This is a genomic window from Paraburkholderia sp. SIMBA_053, assembly GCF_046534895.1.
GTDB classification, from domain to species: Bacteria; Pseudomonadota; Gammaproteobacteria; order Burkholderiales; family Burkholderiaceae; genus Paraburkholderia; species Paraburkholderia caledonica.
This window is the reverse complement of the sequence record NZ_JAWRXU010001093.1, coordinates 1-257: the sequence shown is the minus strand read 5'-3', so window position 1 is coordinate 257 and position 257 is coordinate 1. Positions and strand designations below refer to the sequence as shown.

Sequence of the window (257 nt, the reverse complement as noted above, 5' to 3'; positions counted from 1 at the left end):
CACGATCACGCCGACGGCGACTGACCCCGCAGGTAACTCCACGGCGGGCGACCCGATCGATGTGACCGTGGATACGGTGGCCTCGCCCGCTCCGGTCATCCCTGGCCCGGCGGATGGTGCTGTGGTGACGGATGCGACGCCGACTTTCTCGGGCACCGGTGACGATGGCGACACGATCACGGTGACCGATGGTGACGGAAACGTGCTGTGCACGACGACCGTCGTCGATGGCGAATGGTCGTGCACGCCGACCGATC

1 protein-coding gene is annotated in these 257 nt (G+C 66.9%); it reads left to right on the top strand.

Annotated elements, in window-relative coordinates; genetic code table 11:
• Positions 1 to 257: Ig-like domain-containing protein (locus SB753_RS39005; protein ID WP_410805412.1), on the top strand; the 257-nt coding region annotated here is incomplete at both ends.